The 18,600-nt window shown below is 48.0% G+C and carries 14 protein-coding genes and 1 pseudogene; 10 read left to right on the forward strand and 5 right to left on the reverse strand.

What is annotated here, in order from left to right:
• Positions 1 to 3 precede the first annotated feature (3 nt).
• The 4 genes from MHN31_RS21695 (at position 4) to MHN31_RS21710 (ending at position 6,853) form a co-directional block, all read left to right on the forward strand.
• Complete coding sequence (locus MHN31_RS21695) at positions 4 to 3,159, forward strand: efflux RND transporter permease subunit (protein WP_239445308.1); 3,156 nt, start codon at positions 4 to 6, stop codon at positions 3,157 to 3,159.
• Positions 3,160 to 3,322: 163 nt separating this feature from the next.
• A complete protein-coding gene (locus tag MHN31_RS21700) occupies positions 3,323 to 4,168 on the forward strand; it encodes a hypothetical protein (RefSeq protein ID WP_239445309.1) in 846 nt (281 codons plus the stop codon).
• A 150-nt stretch (positions 4,169 to 4,318) separates the two neighbouring features.
• Positions 4,319 to 6,376 carry a S9 family peptidase gene (locus tag MHN31_RS21705; RefSeq protein WP_343224712.1) on the forward strand — a complete coding sequence of 686 codons (2,058 nt, stop codon included), beginning with the start codon at positions 4,319 to 4,321 and terminating at the stop codon, positions 6,374 to 6,376.
• Between the two features lie 75 nt (positions 6,377 to 6,451).
• A complete protein-coding gene (locus MHN31_RS21710; RefSeq protein WP_194868057.1) occupies positions 6,452 to 6,853 on the forward strand; it encodes a hypothetical protein in 402 nt (133 codons plus the stop codon).
• Positions 6,854 to 6,901: 48 nt separating this feature from the next.
• On the opposite strand, the gene MHN31_RS21715 is transcribed toward MHN31_RS21710, so the two are convergent.
• Positions 6,902 to 7,369, reverse strand: coding sequence for a Dps family protein (locus MHN31_RS21715; RefSeq protein WP_125560981.1), 468 nt, complete (start codon positions 7,367 to 7,369; stop codon positions 6,902 to 6,904).
• A gap of 469 nt (positions 7,370 to 7,838) precedes the next feature.
• Here MHN31_RS21715 and MHN31_RS21720 point away from each other — a divergent pair, with 469 nt between their 5' ends.
• On the forward strand, positions 7,839 to 8,048 hold the full coding sequence (locus MHN31_RS21720; protein WP_010384994.1) for a hypothetical protein: 210 nt from the start codon (positions 7,839 to 7,841) through the stop codon (positions 8,046 to 8,048).
• Between the two features lie 76 nt (positions 8,049 to 8,124).
• On the opposite strand, the pseudogene MHN31_RS21725 reads toward MHN31_RS21720, so the two are convergent.
• The 3 genes and pseudogenes from MHN31_RS21725 to MHN31_RS21735 form a co-directional block, all read right to left on the reverse strand.
• Positions 8,125 to 8,718, reverse strand: a pseudogene (locus tag MHN31_RS21725) (alpha/beta hydrolase); the annotation flags it as partial.
• A 30-nt stretch (positions 8,719 to 8,748) separates the two neighbouring features.
• Positions 8,749 to 9,288, reverse strand: coding sequence for a YaeQ family protein (locus tag MHN31_RS21730; RefSeq protein ID WP_010384996.1), 540 nt, complete (start codon positions 9,286 to 9,288; stop codon positions 8,749 to 8,751).
• A 77-nt stretch (positions 9,289 to 9,365) separates the two neighbouring features.
• The gene (locus MHN31_RS21735; RefSeq protein WP_239445310.1) at positions 9,366 to 9,728 is read right to left on the reverse strand and encodes a hypothetical protein; all 363 of its coding nucleotides are present in this window, start codon (positions 9,726 to 9,728) and stop codon (positions 9,366 to 9,368) included.
• Between the two features lie 168 nt (positions 9,729 to 9,896).
• On the opposite strand from MHN31_RS21735, the gene ylqF reads away from it, so the two are divergent.
• Positions 9,897 to 10,850: a ribosome biogenesis GTPase YlqF gene (gene ylqF, locus MHN31_RS21740; RefSeq protein WP_058796685.1), complete on the forward strand. Its 954-nt coding sequence runs from the start codon at positions 9,897 to 9,899 to the stop codon at positions 10,848 to 10,850.
• 1,475 nt (positions 10,851 to 12,325) lie between these two features.
• Positions 12,326 to 13,027: a hypothetical protein gene (locus MHN31_RS21745; RefSeq protein ID WP_239445311.1), complete on the forward strand. Its 702-nt coding sequence runs from the start codon at positions 12,326 to 12,328 to the stop codon at positions 13,025 to 13,027.
• A 10-nt stretch (positions 13,028 to 13,037) separates the two neighbouring features.
• Here MHN31_RS21745 and MHN31_RS21750 read toward each other — a convergent pair whose 3' ends face one another.
• The gene (locus MHN31_RS21750) at positions 13,038 to 13,922 is read right to left on the reverse strand and encodes a hypothetical protein (protein ID WP_194868054.1); all 885 of its coding nucleotides are present in this window, start codon (positions 13,920 to 13,922) and stop codon (positions 13,038 to 13,040) included.
• 129 nt (positions 13,923 to 14,051) lie between these two features.
• Between MHN31_RS21750 and MHN31_RS21755 the strand changes: the two genes are divergently transcribed.
• The 3 genes from MHN31_RS21755 to MHN31_RS21765 all read left to right on the forward strand — a co-directional run bounded on the left by MHN31_RS21755 (position 14,052) and on the right by MHN31_RS21765 (position 18,462).
• Complete coding sequence (locus tag MHN31_RS21755; protein WP_194868053.1) at positions 14,052 to 15,353, forward strand: GntP family permease; 1,302 nt, start codon at positions 14,052 to 14,054, stop codon at positions 15,351 to 15,353.
• Positions 15,354 to 15,685: 332 nt separating this feature from the next.
• Positions 15,686 to 17,773, forward strand: a complete 2,088-nt coding sequence (fusA, locus tag MHN31_RS21760; RefSeq protein WP_049863889.1) for an elongation factor G — start codon at positions 15,686 to 15,688, stop codon at positions 17,771 to 17,773.
• 266 nt (positions 17,774 to 18,039) lie between these two features.
• Positions 18,040 to 18,462: a hypothetical protein gene (locus MHN31_RS21765; RefSeq protein WP_125560967.1), complete on the forward strand. Its 423-nt coding sequence runs from the start codon at positions 18,040 to 18,042 to the stop codon at positions 18,460 to 18,462.
• The last annotated feature ends 138 nt before the right edge of the window (positions 18,463 to 18,600 follow it).

The following is an 18,600-nucleotide window of genomic DNA, read 5'->3' on the forward strand; positions in this document are numbered from 1 at the left end:
ATAATGAGTGAACAACCTACACCAAAGCAAACGGGGCTGATAGCCTACTTTGCCCATAACCCGGTCGCTGCGAACCTGATGATGATATTTATCCTGATCATGGGGATCATCAGCTACTTTACGATCCAGCGCCAGATGTTTCCGAGTATTGAGCTTAATCTCATCTCGGTTAACGCGACCTACCCGGGCGCTTCGCCACAGGAAATTGAAGAAAGTATCCTGATAAAGGTAGAAGAAGCACTTAAGGACGTAACGGAAATAGATAAGGCGGTGTATCGTGCCTACCGTAACGGCGGTAGTGTACAACTGGAGATTGACACCAGTGCAGAGCTGGCCGACGTCGCCGACAAAGTACGATCCCGGGTCGATGGTATCGCAACCTTCCCGGCCTCGATGGAACCGATCCGTGTGCAACAAATAGAGTTTACTCAGGATGTTGTACAGATGGCTCTGGTGGCTGATCTGCCTCTGACACAACTGAAGCCGTTGGCGAAAGAAGTCGAAGACGAGCTGTTGCAGCTGTCTAATATTTCTTTGGTCGATCGTAATATGCCGGAATATGAAATCGCCATTGAAGTTGACCCCGATGCGCTGCGCCGTTACAACATGTCGATGGAAGAAGTGGCCATGGCGATCAGTCGTTATTCAACCAATGTCTCAGCCGGTCAGATCCGCACCAATTCAGGCCTGATCTCAGTACGGGTCGAAAATCAGAAATACCGTGGTAACGAGTTCCGCCGTATCCCGGTTAAAGTGGGCGAAAATGGCGCTAAAGTGCTGCTGCAGGATATTGCAGACATTAAAGACGCCTTTATTGAAGGCGAATTCTACTTTCAACTTAACGGCGTGAATGCGGCTTACCTGTCGGTTAAAGCAACCAATGACCAAAACATGGTGCCGATCGCCAATACGATCCATTCCTACATTGAAGCGAAGAATGAAACGCTACCGGAAGGAGTTGAGTTAACGGCCTTCGTGGACATGACTTACTACCTTGAAGCCCGTCTGGCCATGATGAAAAAGAACATGTTCCAGGGGGCGATTTTGGTCGCCATTATGCTGAGCATTTTCTTACGCTTTAAGCTCGCGTTCTGGGTTATGGTGGGTCTGCCTGTGTGTTTCCTGGGCGCTATTATGATGATGCCGGTATTTGGGATCAGCATGAACATTGTGTCTCTGTTTGCCTTTATCATGGTGCTGGGGATCGTGGTGGATGACGCCATTGTCATCGGTGAAGCCGCCTATACCGAAATTGAGCGCAAAGGACCTGGCGTGAATAACGTGGTTGTTGGCGCGAAACGGGTCGCTACTCCGGCCACATTTGGGGTGTTGACGACCATGGCGGTGTTTGCCCCTATGGTGTTGTCGAGTGGCCCGGAAGCGGCATTCTTTAAATCGATTGCGGTTGTGGTCATGCTGTGTCTGGCCTTCAGTCTGATTGAGTCTAAGTGGATCCTGCCTGCACACATTGGCCATACCAAGTTTTCACCGATGCGTGAGGGCAGCTGGCGTGCGAAGTTCAATACGCGTTTCTTCGCCTTTGTGAATGGGCCTTACCGCAACCTCATCGAAACTTGTGTACAGTGGCGCTGGACGGTGCTGTGTGGCTTTGTTGGTATGCTAATACTGAGCGTATCACTGATCACCTCGAATCAGGTCAGGTTTGTGGCGATGCCCAAAGTACCGCACGACTACCCAATGGTAAAACTGACCCTGAACGACAACGCCTCGGACTCGCAAACGCTGGAAGCGCTGACCACCATCGAAAACATGATGTTGAAGGTGGAAGACGAGATCGAGCAGGAGTATGGACAGGGCATGATCAAAGACATCATGGTCTGGAATGAGGGTCGCACAGAAGGCAACGTGCTGGCGGTATTGGTAGAAGAAGACGACCGTCCGTTTGATGCCTTTGAGCTGTCGCGCCGCTGGCGTGAAAACATGCCGGACATTGCTGGTGTGAAGTCTTTGCTCGTGATTGATGACGTTAACGATGAAGGTCAAGGACAAGGGGAATTTGGTTACCTGCTGTATGGTCCGGACATCGATATGCTCAATGCTGCGGGTCGCCAGTTTATTTCTATGCTGCAACAAGAAAAGGGTCTGTTTGATGTGAGTTCCAGTATCGACCCGGAAAGTAAAGAAGTGCAGCTGGTGCTCAAGCAGGTGGCATATGACCTGAACCTGAGTCTGTCAGACATTGCTAACCAGGTAGGCATGAGTTTCTATGGTGGTGAAGCGCAGCGCGTGATCCGCGATGGTGAAGAAATCAAAGTGATGGTGCGTTACCCGCGCCTGGACAGGGAAGCTTTCTCATCACTGAAGCATACAGTCATCACAACGCCTGAGGGCAAAGATGTGATGTTGGGCGATGTGGTTGAGTTCGTGGAGCGCCCGGGTGTGAGCTATATTCGTCGTGAAAATGGCTACCGCACTGTGTATATCTACGGCAATATTGATGAGCAGGTGATTGAACCTAATCAGGTGGTTGAGAACATCAAAGATAACCTGTTGCCTAAGCTGCTTGAACAGTTCCCTGAGGTGAAGACCGAACTGGGCGGTGATATCGAAGAAGATCAGGCACAGGCCAATGAGCAAATGATGTTCTTCATTGCTGGTATGTTTATTGTCTATATTCTGTTGGCGGTGCCGCTGAAGAGTTATGGTCAGCCGTTAATCATTATGTCGGTGATCCCGTTCAGCCTGGTCGGTGCCATCTGGGGGCACTGGTTCTTTGGTCTGGATATGAGCATGATGTCGACCTATGGTCTGATTGCGGCGGCGGGGGTTGTGATCAATGACTCGCTGGTCATGACCGATTATGTGAACCAGGTCAGAAAAGAAGGCGTGAAGCTGAAAGATGCCGTGGTTGAAGCCGGGTGTGCGCGTTTCAGGGCAATTACCCTGACGTCTATCACGACCTTTGCCGGTGTTATGCCCATCATCTTTGAGACCAGCCTGCAGGCTAAGTTTGTGATCCCCATGGCGGTATCACTGGGCTTTGCGGTGCTGTTTGCGACCTTAATCACCTTAGTGCTGGTACCGTGTCTGTATATCATTTTAATTGATATCAGCAAGGTATTTGGCGGGGTATTCGGTGCGTTTGGTAAAGCCGCACGTCGTGTTACTAACAGCAGGGCAAGTCAGCCGCAAGGCTAACTATCTGCCAGAGTTACAATCTTTAGAGGCCAGCATTCGCTGGCCTTTTCTATGTGCGCAACTCAGTGGTGAATCAGGGGGTGTTTCTATTTTGGTTAATTATTGTTGAATAGGTGTTTTTTTTGGTGTTAAATTTGCGTTGGTTTTAAATAAGGAGATAGTTATGAAATCAACATTTTTTAGGTCTGGCCTGGCGTTACTGACCTTGCTTTCATCTTTGTCGGCATTGGCATCTATGCCGATGGACCCGGAATTTAGAGGGTTGTACTTTGAATCTCAGGGAATTGAGGTCAAAGTTGATCTCAAAAGAGATAATATATACTCACCCTTTGAGCGCATTATTTTTTCAACTGTATGTGATCGCAACCATACTCGGTGCCATTCAAATGCATTCAGTATGCAAATGATGGATGATTTTGTTGCAGCATTAAAATACAAAAAATTCTATAAATATGTTTATGTACCTTTTGATCCTTGTGATGTTACACCTGGGTGTATACCAATGGGAATTGAACCTTCTGAAGGAGAGTTGAAAGCTGGCAATGATGATATTCAAAGGCGAGGTGGATATCGTCCAGAACCACAATCCAGTCACCCTAGTTATTTGCAGACGTTCCTACATTCAATGGCTCAGGCAACAGGCTCACAATCGATTGGTGCTATGGCTGATTTTTTAAAGGCAGATAGTGCAGACGAGAATGGTAAATTTAAGACATACCGCTTTAGCTCCTATAATAAGCGAGGTCAGAAAATCCCCTTTTCAATATGTAAGATAGTCCCCGGAGATTGCGAAGAACAGATCGATGTGACAATTCGTGACTTAAACCGTGGCAAGATCGCGGTATCTGTTCCCGTGAGTGATGGCTCTGGTGGAGGCGACAGTGAAAAATACTGGCAGCGGGAGAAGGATATTCGAGACTATCTGCACCATCTAGAGTACGAATGTATCCCAGCTTATACAGATACAGGCGGGGGCAGGGTGTTGCAAATGGTCTGTGTAATGAAATAAAGCCGCGTTCACTATTCAGAGGCCAGCATTCGCTGGCCTTTTTCGTTTTCAGATAGAATCTCAGCGGCTCACAGTGAATTAAATGACATCTCAGGCGTTTATTTGCTATGTTAGGATCACAACGGTTTTTAACAAATTAGGAACAAGTGAGTGACCAAAACCCTGACCCCGCCAGTGGCTAAAAAAGTGCCACACACCATGACACATCACCAACATCAAAGGACAGACAACTACTACTGGATGCGTGACGATAAACGTCAGGACGTCGAGATATTAGACCATTTACATGCTGAGAACGCCTATTGTGAGGCGATGATGGCGGCGCATAAAGGGCTACAGGACCAGTTGTTTGAAGAAATGAAAGGTCGCATTGTCAAAGATGACAGCACGGTGCCGGTTAAGGATGGGCGTTTTTGGTATATGAGCGAAGTCAGAGGCGACGATGAATACTCGCGTCATTATCGTGGCAGCGATGAAGCCATGACAGACAAGCAGTTACTACTGGATGTCAATCAGCTGGCGCAGGCTTACGAGTTTTTTGAGCTGGGTGATATTGCCGTCAGCCCTAATGACAATTTGCTGGCCTACAGTGAAGATACGGACGGCCGACGTATTTATACTGTGCGCTTTAAAGACTTACAAAGCGGCGAGATGCTGAGTGACGTACTGACCGAAACCGAAGGGGAAGTGGTCTGGGCCAACGACAGTAAAACCGTGTTTTATGTCCGTAAAGATTTGCAAACCCTGCTGGGTTATCAGGTTTACCGCCATGTCCTGGGTACGCCGCAAAGTGACGACCAGCTGGTGTATGAAGAACAGGATCGTCAGTTCTATATGGGCCTGGGCAAGAGCCGAGATGAAAGCGAAATCTACATTCATCTGGCGGCAACGGAAACCACAGACATTCTGGCGTTGTCGGCTGATGAGCCTCTGGGTAAGTTTGAGCCTTTGCTGGCACGCACGCCGGGTCATGAATATGGGCTGGATAAGCTGGGCGAGTATTACTACCTGGTGTCGAACCGGGCAGCGAAAAACTTTCGCCTGTTGCGTGCTACCAAAGATACGCTGGCAGAGCCGGAACAGTGGGAAGAGCTAATTGCACACCGAGAACATGTGCTGCTTGAGGGCATGGAGTTGTTCAACAGCCACTATGTGGTGACAGAGCGCGAGCGTGGCCAGATCCGCTTTGTGGTGCACGATTATGCCGGGCACAGTTATCAGCTGAAATTTGATGATGCCTGCTTCTACGCTGGCCTGGGCTATAACCCTGAGCCCGACGCTCAGGTGGTTCGGATCTATTATTCAAGCCTGACTACCCCAAGCAGTATTTATGATTTTGCATTGGAAGGGGGCAAAAAGACCCTGAAGAAGCAGCAACGTGTATTGGGTGAGTTTAACCCGGATCACTATGCGTCCGAGCGATTACATATTCCTGTGCGCGATGGTGTTGAGGTGCCGGTGTCTCTGGTCTACCGCAAAGACAAATTCAATAAAGATGGTACCAACCCCTTGTTGCAGTACGGCTATGGTGCCTATGGGATCACCATAGATCCGAACTTCTCCAGTAATACGCTGAGTCTGCTGAACCGTGGTTTTGTGTATGCCATTGCGCATATTCGTGGTTCAGAAATGCTGGGTCGTCACTGGTATGAGCAAGGTAAAAAAGCGCATAAACAAAACAGCTTTAACGACTTTGAAGATGTAACCCGGGCGTTGGTTGAACAAGGGTACGGTGCTGCGGATAAAGTATTTGCCTCTGGTGGCAGTGCCGGTGGCCTGCTGATGGGAGCCGTGGTGAATCAGGCGCCAGCGCTCTATCGTGGTATCGGATGCCATGTGCCGTTTTTGGATGTATTGACAACCATGCTGGACGAAAGCATCCCGCTGACCACCAATGAATATGACGAGTGGGGAAACCCCAATGATGAGGCGGATTATCGCACCATTTTAGCCTACTCACCCTATGACAACCTGTGCGCAGGGGACTATCCTAATATTCTGGTAACAACTGGCCTGCATGATTCTCAGGTGCAGTATTGGGAGCCGATGAAGTGGGTGGCTAAGCTGCGTGAGTTAAAAACTGATGACAATCAACTGTTGTTTAAAACCGATATGGATGCCGGGCACGGCGGTGCTTCAGGTCGCTTTAAGAGTTTGCGTGAAAAAGCTCTGGAAATGGCCTTCTTTATTGGCTTGTTAGAGCACTAACTGGTGCAACCGCCGGTTGGCATCTGCCAGCCGGTTTACCACGCAATGTTGACACACACGTTTGGAGAGCAAGGTATGTTTGCAGCACATGGAAAATGGCAGATCGACATTGTGCCGCCAGTGATATTTGTGAATCTGATTGGCGCATTTAATCGTGAAGGAGTACGGGCGTTTGAGCAACAAGCGCTGACTGAGATCGCGCCTTATACTGCTGGTGCGCTTCAGCGTGTGGTGATTAATCTGACCCAGTGTGAACTGGCAACCGCGGACAGTCTGGCTGCATTACAGGTGTATTTTGCGGATGTGGCCCAGCGCGGTTATCAGGAAATTGATTTTATCGGGGTGAATGCGGTATCGCGCCAATTATTGACACAATTGTGGCAGACACAGCCGGTGAAAGTGTTATTTTACCTGGATGCGGACGCTTACCTGGTCCAGCACCCGCATTATCGTGATGCGACGCCCTGGCTGAGCTGAGCCGCCTTGTTTAAGATGGAGGGCGTGCCCTCCACTTATCATTGGCTGTTAGGCAAGATACGCTTTAAGCATCCACACCAGTTTTTCCTGCTCTTTGATGTAATCACTCATCATTGCTGCGGTGCCTTCATCGCTGGCATCACCTGCCTGCTCCAGAATATTGCGCTGCATTTTAATCAAGGTGGTAAAGCCATCCAGTAAGCGTTTTACCGCTTCCTGACCATCACTGATCCCTTTCGCTTCACTGATTTGACTGTGCTCCAGATAATCGCTGAAGGCGTGCAAAGGGGTGCCTTCAATGGTCAGGATACGCTCTGCGATTTCATCGACCTGAAGCAGTAACTGGTTATAAATTTCTTCAAACTTAACGTGTAACTCGAAGAAGTTACGGCCTTTGATGTTCCAGTGAACACTGCGGGCATTCATATATTGGATCTGGTAACTACTTAACAGGGTATTGAGGCTGCCTACCAGTGCCTGACTTTTCTGACTGTCTAATCCAATGCTGTTGCTCATTGTTTACTCCTGTACTGTGGTTAAAAAAGAGGACGCGACATGATGCGTCTGATTGATGCTTAGTGTGACTAAAAAGGCGGCAGATGCCAAATGGGAAAAGTCGATTGCCGGTATCGAGATTATTGAAGACAGTGCTGCCACACGCGTGTCTCCTTGTTAGAAAAAAGAAGGTACAGCAAGCGCTTAGCGCGGGTGTTAAGGATGCTTAAAGTTTGCCAATTTGACACGCCGCGCCCCAACAATGACAGCTAAGTTGATCTATCTCAAACGTAAAATGGGTTGTATTTTTGCTACAGCAGCGTTTTGATTCAGGTCAAAATTTCCACGATTCAGAGGCGCATAATGAACTTAACAGGCACAGAGCGTGTATTTTTTCAGGGTAATTTAAGTGCGCATCTGAGCCATCCCGTTAGGTTATTATTTCGGTGTGTCAGAGCACAAATACTGTGCAGCACCCAAGGAGCGTATCATGCAAGGTAAAACCCCTTCTCAACATAAATCCGAAATCGCTGTCGTGGTGATAGCACTGTTGACCTTTGTTGTGGGCCTGGTTGGCCACCTGGCAGGTGCCAGCTATGCAAATTCAGATGCGTTTGGATATATTGCTGCGCCCATTCCTCTGATTGTGGGGATCATCGCATTGGTGGCTTATAAAATTGCAGCCAACGGCGATCATTGATTATACCAATTTGCTTAATTAAGTGGTCTATTTTGAGGCGAGAAAATAGGGTCGATAACAAGGCAAAAATTTTGCTATTTAGTTGTTCTAAATAAGAAATTAGCACCGTCCGGGAATAAATTAAGGTGGTATGGCTGAGACGAAAGATTTTGTGCTCGGCCATGCCCTGCAATTTGGTCTCGTCCAGCAGCACGGTGCCATCGGAACGGCTGCCTTTTTTCAACAGCGGCATCAGACCAATTGGCAAGTCTCCGGCGATACTATAGAGCTTGGCTTTAAACGGCCAGTTTTGCTGTTGGCTGAGCAGGTATTCGACACTGTTTTTGAGCAGCATATCGAAGCCGTGATCATGCATGTGTTTGGCGATATAGCTGCCTTTGTGTGGTGTCCCCAGGGTGATTACTTTGCTGATGGCCGCACTGGCGGCCGAATTGTGAGTGAGGTAATCCCGGGCCACCAGACCACCCATAGAGTGGCAGACCAACGCGGCATCATGGCCCGCAACAAAAGCATCGATTTGTTCAAAGATAGCGTGTCTGTCGGGTGTCAGCGTGTTGTAGCTGAGATTGAGGATGTCAAAGCCAAGTTTTTCCAGGCGCTCGCACAGCGGGCGCATGACAAATCCAGACATATACAATCCATGTAAGACGACCACTTTGGTTACTGCCATTGTTTTTACCTCTTTTGCACCCGGGTGAGCTTATCCTTGTAGTGTTTCGGGGATCAGGTGCACGCTGTGTTGCTCATCACTGAACCAAATCTCGCCATCCTGCACTGTGACGGTTAACGCCATTGTACGCGTTAGCATTTCAGCCATCACGCTGGTGGCGCTATATGGCAGGCTGATGATTTTTAGGTTGCTATACTGGCGCAGGGTGTTTTGGTTCTTTTGCCACCATGGGCCCTGATTGTTCTCACCATACGTATAAAGTACCACTTGTTTGGCTCGATTGCTGGCTTTTTTCAGCCATTTTTCTTCCGGTAAGCCAACACTGAGCCATAGCTCAATTTCGTCACTGTAGTTTTTTAGCCAGATATCCGGCTCATCTTCGACACATAAGCCTTTACTGAAACTGAGTCCATCCTGATATTCCAGTGCAAACGCCAGTAGCCTGACCATCACGCGTTGGGCGTTTTCTGATGGATGTTGTGCCAGCGTGACACTGATGTCCTGATACACATGACGGTCCATATCGCTGAGCGAGAGGTTGGCCTTTAAAATAGTTGATTTGAGTGCCATTGCCTGTCCAATTTAGCAAAAACGACATTATATCGGTAAATACACAATTTGTGCGGGGAAAGTGAGGCTGATCTGCACTAGCCACGGTGCAGGTAGTAACGGAACAGACACGCCTGCAAAAGCGCACAGCCAGGCAGTAACCAGGGTCCGTTATAAGTCAGCGAGAGTATCAGCAGTATAGCAGGCAGGGTTGCGTAGAAAACAAGATGACCATTGGTATAGCGGCCACACAGCCAGTGAACCGGCAACCCGATAGCGAGCCAGCCTATCACAGAGAAAGCAAGGTAAAATGATGAGAGGAGCGCGATGGTGGTAAACAGGCGCACCGTTTCCATTGGACCGGGGAAGTCACCAAACATCAAGGCCGCAATACCCAGTAATAGCAGCAGGCCGGTGTAAAAGACACTTTTGACCGCGGCACTGTCCCAGTTTCCTTTCAAAACACATGCTCCCTGTTTGGTGTAACCTGTTGCTGTATCTTTGATCCCCCAATATCCACGTTTATAGTACACTATGCGTTATTCATGTGTCGCGTGGCCGGGTTGCAGAAAGTATGTTTTCTGTGCGTCTACAGTCTGACACAGCCAGATTTAATAAGGTAGAAAACGATGAGCAGAACAGGTATCCAGTGGTTTCCGGGACATATGAACAAGGCGCGCAATGAGATCAAAGAGATCATGCCGCAGATGGATGTGATTATTGAAGTGCTGGATGCCCGTATACCCTACAGCAGTGAAAACCCCATGGTGGCGCAGTTGCGCGGCGACAAGCCGGTCATCAAAATTCTGAACAAGGCTGACCTGGCCGACCCTGAGCAGACTCAGGCCTGGATGGACTACTTTGAGCGCGAAGATGGCGTCAAAACCCTCGCATTTGGCCATGACAAGGGCAACGAGGTACAGCGGATCAATGCCTTGTGTAAGAAGCTGGCACCGCAAAAAGTGGGTCAGGATAAGCAGCTAAAGGCCATGATTATGGGGATCCCCAATGTCGGTAAATCTACCTTAATTAACATTTTGGCCGGACGAATTGTGGCTAAAACGGGTAACGAACCGGCGGTCACTAAGGCCCAACAGCGTATTAAGCTGGAAGACGGCATTATGTTGTATGACACCCCGGGCATGTTGTGGCCTAAAGTAGAAAACGAAAACTCGGGATATCGTCTGGCTGCCACCGGCGCCATTCGTGATACTGCAATCAATTATGAGGAAGTGGCCAGTTATACCGCTGAGTATCTGTTACAGGCCTACCCTCAACTGTTGCAGGCACGCTATAAAATTGACGAGCTGCCCGAGTGCGACTGGACTTTTATTGAAATGGCCGGACGTAAGCGTGGCTGTATTCGCGGTGGCAATCAGGTCGATACGCACAAAATGTCGGAGATCCTGATCAACGAACTGCGCGATGCCGTCATTGGCCGTATCACCATGGAAACACCACAAATGCGGGATGAGGAAGAAGAAATGGTGGCCCAGTTGCGTTTGGCCGCAGAGGCGAAGAAAGCAGCCAAAGAAGAAGAAAAACGTCAGCGCCGCGCTCGTGCACGTAAAAACCGTCGTTAATCTGTGGGCTTGAAGCAAAAATCAGGTATAAAAAAAGCCCGGGGCAGGGCTTTTTGATTTCATATCTACCGTCACCGATATGAGCAATGTAGCAAGTAAAATGTGAGTTGGTTGCCTGTGAGCCACATCAAGGGGCGTTAATGTTTTTCACCTGCAACCAGAGCTTTTTGCGTAAGCAACACGTACTTCTGAGTCGAGAAACAAACTGAGTACTACAACAAATTGAGCCGTCAATCTCGCTTTGTTGATAATGATTATCAGTTGGATTTAACTCAGTGTCAACACCTGTTTGAAATTAATTCTCATTTAGGTTTTTCTGTGTTAGGCAGGTAAATTCCGGATATAAAAAAAGCCCTGAGGAGGGCTTTTTGATTTCATATCTACCGTCACCGATATGAGCAATGTAGCAAGTAAAATAGTAAGTTGGTTGCCTGTGAGCCACACCGAGGGGCGTCGGTACTTTACACCTGCAACCTAAGCTTTTTTGCGTGAGCAACACGTACTTATTCTGGGTCGAAAACAAGTTAAAACATCAACAAATTGAGCCGTCAATCTCGCCTTGTTGATAATGATTATCAATTAGATCTTTCCAGGAGTCAACACCTATTTGAAATTAATTCTCATTTGCGTTTTTGTGATTGGATCATCAGGCAGTAAATTTTAGGCATAAAAAAAGCCCCGAGCAGGGCTTTTTATGTTCATATCTACCGTCACCGATATGAGCAATGTAGCAAGTAAAATAGTAAGTTGGTTGCAAGCATCCTGCATTAAGGGGCGTTAATACATAGCACCTGCAACCTGTGCTGTTTACGTGCGCATCACGTGTTTCAGGGTCGAGAAACAAATTACGTACTTCGACAAAGTGAGCCGTCAATCTCGCTTTGTTGAGAGTGATTATCAATTAGATCTTTGTGCCTGTCAATGCATTTTTGAAAATAGTTCTCATTTGGCTTTTCTCTTCCTTCCTGCAGTTGTATCCGTTGATGTTGTGCTGGGCATTACACAGGCGTTTTTGATGATGTGGCTGGCACTTAGTTGTCAGGGAGAATACGAAAGGGAGTCTGCCTTCGTTCAGAAATGAAAAAAGCCCTGAGGAGGGCTTTTTGGGATCATATCTACCGTCACCGATATGAGCAATGTAGCAAGTAAAATAGAAGGTGGTTGTTGAGTTACACCAAGGGGCGTCAATGTAACTCATTAACAACCAATGCTGTTATCGTGCGCGACACGCGTTTCAGGGTCGAGAAACAATTAGAGTAACAAAATGAACCGTCAAGTCACTTTGTTGAGAGTGATTATCAATTAGATCTCTGTGCCTGTCAATTGCTTTTTGAAAATAATTCTCATTTATGCTTTTGGTGTGTTGTGTATTGTAGTACGGTGCTATTTTATGAATTTATGCATGGGGAGTATCTATTCTGTAAACAAGTAAGTTGTTATTCTGGGTTTGCTTGAATTGCAAAAAGGAATTTATGATGACCCCCTGTTTTTTGCCAGTTGCAGCAGTAGCCGCACTCAGCCTGCCTGCATATGCTCTGGACTCTTTTGATATCAACACCCAGTTATTTTCATTTGCCTCTCAGGGCCACACAATTTATCTGGAGACATTGCCTGTACCACATTCAGGGCAAATGATACGTCTTCGCTTTTGGGCACAGTGCAAGGATCAGCAATGTGATGACTCACGCTTTGTGCGGCAAATGGTCCGTGATCTGGAATGGGCGATGCCACGAGAGGCGGTCGGCGTGTCAGACAAAGCGGATGTTCTGCCCTGTCAAAATGTGCTTGAGGGGTGCTGGCCGAGTTTCAATACAACTCGTATGCTGCTGGAAACGGATGTGACATTTCAGGAGTTGACTTCATTTGACCTGAACATTTTTGAATTGTTAATCGTTTCTACGACCCCAGAATCCGGCTCGGTGATCCCTATACAGGCCTGCACTCGTGAGGCGCGACCGGGCCTTTGTTTGGTGAACGATAACTTTCAGTTTACCACGCTCAGCCCAACGTCATTTTCGGTAACCTACGAGGCGAACTGGAATGATGCGGATCAGCGCGATGATGAGCAGGAGCTGCACCGCTTTACTCAAAGACAGGGTTATCATTGCAAAGAGCAGGCACACACCATGACGTCGCACGTGCGGGTAACACTGACATGCGAGCATCAGGGTGAGTAAAGACGCGTGCTTAGTGTGCTTGCAGCCAGTAATAGTAGTCGGTCGCATCGTGAATATCGACGCGCTGCTGCGTGGCTTCCAGTTCGCCAATGACCCGGTGTAAATGGGCAGGATCCTGCCAGGTATTGCTGACATCTACGCCGAGTCTCACCGAAAACGTGGGGGAGACCAGTGCCCGTTCATCAACAGTGGCATTTAAAATGGACGCGCTGTTATCCCGCTCGTAAGCCATGATCGAAACCCCATCCAGCACCTCCTCCAGTGCTGCGAAAAAGGCCGTCCCCTGATCGGCCCAGCCAATTTTAGCCGAGCTGTCATACCAGGTGGGAATATCGGCATACAGCTTTAATTGCGCCATACCCTGATCATCCAGCAAAGCTCTGATGGCTCTGAATGTATCAATGAGCTGCCACAACAACGCCTGACGAGACTGGGGTGTGCCTTGCTTCCATTCAGCCAGTGCATGAGGCTCAATATCCAGATGCAGTGCAGTAAATTCAGCATCAGGCGCAGCATTGCGCTGATAATCGATAAGACGAGCTTGTAATTTGTTGAGCATTTTGCTGTGATTTTGCGCGAAAACCCAGGTATTTTGCGCCATCAGGTAATGTGACTGAATTCCATGCGCAGCCAGTGCCTGGTTCCACTGTGCGACGGCCTGAGGCTGCGTTTGTGTATATTGTCCGTAGGAGCCATAGACGGCAGTGATATGTTGCTGTTGCAGCAAATCGATCAGCGTCTGCTGCGTCGACTGGCTGGTGATCATGGCGGATGCCCCCAGCGGATCTCCGCCTTTTTTCCACAGCCAGGTTGCGCGTTCCGTCGCTTGTGCACAGGCACTGGTGGTCAGCGCCAGAGCAAAGAGTGTTCCCAGAGAAGTGATCTTTTTAGCCATAGTGTGCTCCCTTTATACTTATTCGATAGTCGGTGATGCCCCTCAGTGAGGATCTGCTTGGGGTGCTCGATCCCAGTGCCAAATTGCCGTATAACTAACCTTAAATAACAAAAAATCAACAGGACATGTATGCTGAGTTTACTTGGCTTAATCGGCGCATTGGCGTTACTGATTGGCCTGACCCTGCGAGGGGTCAATTTGTTTATCGCTGCGCCTCTGTGCGCATTAATCGTGGCCCTGACCAGTGACATTGCTATTTTTAATGCCACCGCAGGCCAACCCTTTGTGTCTCTCTATATGGCCGGATTTGCCGGGTTTTTGCAAGCCTGGTTTTTAATGTTCTTGCTGGGCTCCCTGTTTGGCAAATTTATGGAAGACAGCGGGGCTGCGGATGCCATTGCCCATTATGTGATTGGCAAAATCGGCATGAAATACGCGGTGTTAGCTGTGGTATTGGCCTGTGCCTTATTGACCTATGGCGGCGTCAGCGTGTTTATTGTGGCCTTTTCTGTCTATCCGATGGCGCTCAGTCTGTTTAAGGATGCCAATTTACCCCGACGCTTTATCCCGGCGGTGCTGGCATTTGGTTCCGTGACCTTTACCATGACCTCTGCGGGGTCGCCCGAAATTCAGAACTGGATCCCAATCAAATATCTGGGGACTTCGCCTTATGCTGCCTGGCAGGAAAGCCTCGTGGTAGCTATTTTTATGGCGGGATTAGGGTATGTACTCTTAAGCTGGATGATCCGCCGGGCGGTGGCCAATGGCGAATGTTTTGTCGCGCGGGACAATGACCCGGAACAGATCCAGCGCAACTTACCGCACCCGATCACGGGTTTATTGCCCTTGCTGGTCGTGTTGATTTTGTCATTTACTCTGCATAGCACACTCCAGCAAAACGCGCTGATCGTCGCATTACTGGGTGGAGTGCTGACGATATTAGCGATTAACTTCAAGCACTTTCATAATTTATCTCAGGCGGTGAACTTAGGCACCACAGGGGCATTGGTGGCGATCGGAAACACGGCTGCGGTGGTTGGTTTTGGTGCGGTTGCCAAAGGCACGCCGGCCTTTAATGAGGCCGTTGCCCTGATGACCAGTATTCCCGGCAACGAACTGCTCGGCGCCGCGATTGCGGTCAGCGTGATTGCTGCACTGACAGGGTCGGCATCGGGTGGACAGGCCATTGCCCTGCCATTGGTGGCGCCACATTATCTCGACTTAGGCGTGGATGCCAGTCAGCTTCACCGGGTGGTGGCGATCAGCTCAGGCGCGCTCGACACTTTGCCGCACAATGGTTATGTCGTGACCACAGTGCGGGCGATCTGTGGCGAGAAGCATCAGGATGCGTACTGGCCGTTGGCAGTGTTGACTGTCTTAGTGCCTTTATTGGGGGTTGGGCTGATCCTGGGTTTGTTTATCTGGTTTTAACGGGCTTAAAGGAGGCGTTATGCTCAGGGGCGAGATCATCGTCAAAGCCCCTGTTTTAGGTAAGTCTGAGTAGTAATAAGTGGTCATTTAGATCATTAAAATGACCGCTTATTTGGCCTGTTCATGACACTTTGGTCATTGAACAAAATGGGGACAGCCTTTATCTGACGGTGTTTTAGAACGCATAAAAGCCATATAAGCAAAATACATTCCATTGGAAACCACTTTTTTCTCAAATTGATTGCATTTTAGACGACTTGAAGGATGATGTTCGCCTAAAGAGGTGATATACTCCCGCCGAATAATTTTTCTACTTTAAATAGAGCAAAACAATGGCAGATTTATCAAAGTACAGAAACATTGGTATTTTCGCGCACGTTGATGCGGGTAAAACTACCACCACTGAGCGTATACTAAAGCTTACTGGTAAAATTCATAAAACCGGTGAAGTACACGACGGTGAGTCTACAACTGACTTCATGGAGCAGGAAGCTGAGCGTGGTATTACAATCCAGTCAGCTGCGGTAACTTGTGAGTGGAAAGGCCACCGCTTAAACGTTATCGACACTCCTGGACACGTTGACTTCACAGTTGAAGTATATCGTTCACTGAAAGTACTTGACGGTGGTATCGGTGTATTCTGTGGATCTGGCGGTGTTGAGCCTCAGTCAGAAACTAACTGGCGTTACGCGAACGAATCAGAAGTTGCACGTTGTATCTTCGTAAACAAGCTTGACCGTATGGGTGCTGACTTCTACCGCGTAGTAGATCAGGTTCAAAACGTACTTGCTGCTAACCCACTTGTTATGACGCTGCCTATCGGTATCGAAGACGAGTTCTGTGGTGTTGTAGACGTACTTGAGAAGAAAGCGTACGTTTGGGATGAGACTGGTCTTCCTGAAAACTACGAGATCCAAGACGTTCCTGCAGACATGGTTGACAAAGTTGAAGAATACCATGAAATGCTGATCGAAACTGCGGTTGAGCAAGACGACGACCTGATGGAAGCATACATGGAAGGTGAAATGCCTTCTCTTGAGCAAATCAAAGCATGTATCCGTAAAGGTACACGTGACCTTGCTTTCTTCCCAACTTACTGTGGTTCTGCATTCAAAAACAAAGGTATGCAACTAGTACTAGATGCAGTTGTAGACTACCTACCTGCACCTACAGAAGTTGATCCTCAGCCGCTTACAGACAAAGACACTGGTGAGCCTACTGGTGAAGTTGCAACTGTTGACGCTGAGCAGCCGCTTAAAGCGCTTGCGTTTAAGATCATGGATGACCGTTTCGGTGCCCTGACCTTTATCCGTATCTACTCTGGTCGCATGAAAAAAGGTGACACAGTACTTAACTCTGCAACTGGTAAAACAGAGCGTATCGGCCGTATGGTTGAGATGCAAGCAGACGAGCGTAACGAACTGACTGAAGCACAAGCGGGTGACATCATCGCGGTTGTTGGTATGAAGAACGTTCAGACTGGTCACACACTATGTGATCCTAAGCACGAATGTACACTTGAAGCGATGATCTTCCCTGAGCCGGTAATCTCTATCGCGGTAGCACCTAAAGATAAAGGTGGTAACGAGAAGATGGGTATCGCGATCGGTAAGATGGTTGCAGAAGATCCTTCATTCCAGGTTGAAACTGACGAAGATTCAGGCGAAACCATCCTTAAAGGTATGGGTGAACTTCACCTGGACATCAAAGTTGACATCCTTAAGCGTACTTACGGTGTTGAACTTGTTGTTGGTCAGCCTCAGGTTGCTTACCGTGAAACTATCACGCAAGAAGTTGAAGATAGCTACACGCACAAGAAACAGTCTGGTGGTTCTGGTCAATTCGGTAAGATCGACTACCGTATCAAGCCTGGTGAGCCTAACTCTGGCTACACTTTCTCATCTTCAGTTGTTGGTGGTAACGTTCCTAAGGAATTCTGGCCAGCAGTTGAGAAAGGCTTCAAGATGATGATGGACGAAGGTGTTCTAGCTGGCTTCCCAGTACTAGACGTTGAAGTTGAGCTGTTCGACGGTGGTTTCCACGCAGTTGACTCATCAGCTATCGCTTTCGAAATCGCAGCTAAAGGCGCATTCCGTCAGTCAATCCCTAAAGCAGGTCCTCAACTTCTTGAGCCTGTGATGAAGGTTGACGTGTTCACACCAGAAGACAACGTAGGTGACGTAATCGGTGACCTTAACCGCCGTCGTGGTATGATCAAAGACCAAGAAGCTGGCGCAACTGGCGTTCGTATCAAAGGTGAAGTACCGCTATCTGAAATGTTCGGATACATCGGTCACCTGCGTACTATCACGTCTGGTCGTGGTCAGTTCTCAATGGAATTCTCTCACTATGCACCTTGCCCGGCAAACGTTGCTGACGCAGTAATCGCAGCTGAGAAAGAGAAAAAAGCAGCTAAGTAATTAGTTGACTGATTTCTGAAAAAAGGCCGCATTCGCGGCCTTTTTTAATGCCTGAATTTTCTGCTATGTTGCACAATTCGGTAGTTCATTCATCCTATGAAACAAAAATATAAATAAAATCATGCCACTTTTTCCCGCCAGTCAGGGTAGACCAACTATTGCTAAAAATCACATAAACGGACTTGATTTAGGGACTTTGCAACTTTATCATTAGTGTCCAGAGTCAGTCGATTCTGTTTGTGATTGAGTAAAATTGGGAGGTACTCATGAGAACCATAGATTTGGATATCAGCTGGTTTGCCATTTTAGCCACAGTGTGTGGTATTTCGCTGTGTTATGTGATGATGAACTTGGTGGCGCTTCACGGCGTAGCATCGTCACTGGTGGTTGTATCCCTGTCGGGTGTCGCTTTGATTGTGCTGATGACACTGACCGACAAGCGCTTTGTACATATTGATAAAGCAGGAATTTGTTATCGCACATGGGTGAAAACACGATATGTGCACGCAGACGAAATAGCGTCACTGGAGCTACAAAAGCTGGGTCCATTGCAATGTTTAAAGGTTGTCCTTCATAACAACCGAAGATTGTCCTTTCCTTATTGGTCTATTGATGATGCTGATCTGCAAAAAGCAGCTCAGGTACTGTCGGTACCTATATCGGGGAGAAAACATCAAGTGAAGGCTTGATGAGCTATCAATTCACTTCGCTTCACCAAGTGAATTGATTTAAAAACTGAGAGTAAATAAAAATGCGCCGTAAGGCGCATTTTTTTATATCTTCTTTAATGCAGGTATGGCTCAAGCACTTTTACATGCTTCAGCCAT

The organism is Pseudoalteromonas sp. McH1-42, from assembly GCF_022347845.1.
In the GTDB taxonomy this organism is placed as follows: Bacteria; Pseudomonadota; Gammaproteobacteria; order Enterobacterales; family Alteromonadaceae; genus Pseudoalteromonas; species Pseudoalteromonas rubra_D.

Bases quoted from the DNA above. Each gene is read 5' to 3' on its own strand.
- MHN31_RS21750 (WP_194868054.1), bottom strand. From the start codon at position 13,922: ATGGCTAAAAAGATCACTTCTCTGGGAACACTCTTTGCTCTGGCGCTG.
- MHN31_RS21765 (WP_125560967.1), top strand. From the start codon at position 18,040: ATGAGAACCATAGATTTGGATATCAGCTGGTTTGCCATTTTAGCCACA.
- MHN31_RS21745 (WP_239445311.1), top strand. From the start codon at position 12,326: ATGACCCCCTGTTTTTTGCCAGTTGCAGCAGTAGCCGCACTCAGCCTG.
- fusA (WP_049863889.1), top strand. From the start codon at position 15,686: ATGGCAGATTTATCAAAGTACAGAAACATTGGTATTTTCGCGCACGTT.
- MHN31_RS21695 (WP_239445308.1), top strand. From the start codon at position 4: ATGAGTGAACAACCTACACCAAAGCAAACGGGGCTGATAGCCTACTTT.
- MHN31_RS21755 (WP_194868053.1), top strand. From the start codon at position 14,052: ATGCTGAGTTTACTTGGCTTAATCGGCGCATTGGCGTTACTGATTGGC.
- MHN31_RS21710 (WP_194868057.1), top strand. From the start codon at position 6,452: ATGTTTGCAGCACATGGAAAATGGCAGATCGACATTGTGCCGCCAGTG.
- MHN31_RS21720 (WP_010384994.1), top strand. From the start codon at position 7,839: ATGCAAGGTAAAACCCCTTCTCAACATAAATCCGAAATCGCTGTCGTG.
- ylqF (WP_058796685.1), top strand. From the start codon at position 9,897: ATGAGCAGAACAGGTATCCAGTGGTTTCCGGGACATATGAACAAGGCG.
- MHN31_RS21730 (WP_010384996.1), bottom strand. From the start codon at position 9,288: ATGGCACTCAAATCAACTATTTTAAAGGCCAACCTCTCGCTCAGCGAT.
- MHN31_RS21700 (WP_239445309.1), top strand. From the start codon at position 3,323: ATGAAATCAACATTTTTTAGGTCTGGCCTGGCGTTACTGACCTTGCTT.
- MHN31_RS21715 (WP_125560981.1), bottom strand. From the start codon at position 7,369: ATGAGCAACAGCATTGGATTAGACAGTCAGAAAAGTCAGGCACTGGTA.